The organism is Stenotrophomonas sp. P5_A8 (assembly GCF_056400545.1).
Map to the genome: position 1 here is coordinate 1 of NZ_JBFULB010000543.1, position 1,390 is coordinate 1,390.

At 65.8% G+C, this 1,390-nt stretch carries 1 protein-coding gene; it reads right to left on the bottom strand.

Annotation, left to right across the window (positions count from 1 at the left end; all coding sequences use genetic code 11):
- Positions 1-287: 287 nt before the first annotated feature.
- Positions 288-1,388, bottom strand: a complete 1,101-nt coding sequence (locus AC1DQP_RS20520) for an inorganic phosphate transporter (protein WP_478052435.1) — start codon at positions 1,386-1,388, stop codon at positions 288-290.
- Positions 1,389-1,390 lie beyond the last annotated feature (2 nt).

The window sequence follows — 1,390 nt, forward strand, 5'->3', positions numbered from 1 at the left end:
GGGCGGTAGGCTCCTGGGCAAAATAAAGGAGGAGGCCGCCAGGCCGGGGGACATTTGCGCCAGGGGCCTACCGGTCGCTACGGGGCCCTGACGCTCGCGACAGACCCAAGCGAAGACGCCACCTGATCCACGCCGCTCTTGGACAAACCAACCGCCGCGCGCCCTCTACTGCGGCAGTTGCAACAACACGCTCCCCCTATTCCTTGGGAGAAAAAACGAAAAACCCGCCTTTCGGCGGGTTTTTCGTTGCAGCCGAGCATGGCTCGGCACTACCGATTCAACGCGACTTACGCCCAGCCAAACAGCTCGAACAGGCGCAGGATCAGGTACGCACAGCCGCCGGCGGCCGGGATGGTCAGGATCCAGGCCCAGACGATGCGCTCGATCACGCCGAAGCGCAGCGAACGCGGGTTCTTGGCGTAGCCCACGCCCATGATCGCGGTGGAGATGCTGTGCGTGGTCGAGACCGGCATGCCGAAGTGCGCCGCCAGGGTCAGGATCGTGGCCGAGCTCGTCTCCGCGGCGAAGCCGTGGATCGGGTGCAGCTTCACCATCTTGTGGCCCAGCGTCTTGATGATCTTCCAGCCGCCCGAGGCCGTACCGGCCGCCATCACCACCGCACAGGTCAGCACGATCCACATCGCGATGCCGTCACCGGCGCTGGCATCGGGGTGCATGAAGGCCAGCCACGACGGCAGTTCGTTCAACGCACCGGTCGCCTCGGCGCCGATCAGGGTCATGGCGATGATGCCCATGGTCTTCTGCGCATCGTTGTGGCCGTGGGCAAAGCCCATGTAGGCCGCCGAGGCGATCTGTGCCTTGCCGAAGAACGCATTGACGATGCGCGGCCGCGCCATGCGCCCGAGCCAGCCACCGGCCTTGGCCATGCCGGCGATGATCGCCCACAGCAGCAGCATCACCAGAATGCCGAGCAGGAAACCTGCGATCGGCGAGGTGATCATCGGCAGGAACACCTTCCACAGCAGGCCCTTGTTCTGGGCCCAGGTGCCGATGCGTTCGGACCAGATCAGCGCATCCCAGTTGTTGTGGGCCGCGGCCAGGCCAGCGCCGCACAGGCCACCGATCAGGGCGTGCGAAGACGAGGACGGCAGCCCCTTCCACCACGTGATCAGGTTCCAGATGATGCCGCCCAGCAGCGCGCACAGGATCACCTGCGGGGTCACATCGACCACGTTGGTGTTGAGCAGGCCCGAGGCGATGGTCAGCGCCACGGCGGTGCCGGTCAGGGCGCCGAGGAGGTTCATGAAGGCCGCGAGCATCACCGCCCAGCCGGGCGAGAGCACTTTGGTCGCCACCACGGTGGCGATGGAGTTGGCGGTGTCGTGGAAGCCGTTGATGAACTCGAAGACGAGCGCGGCCAGGATCACCA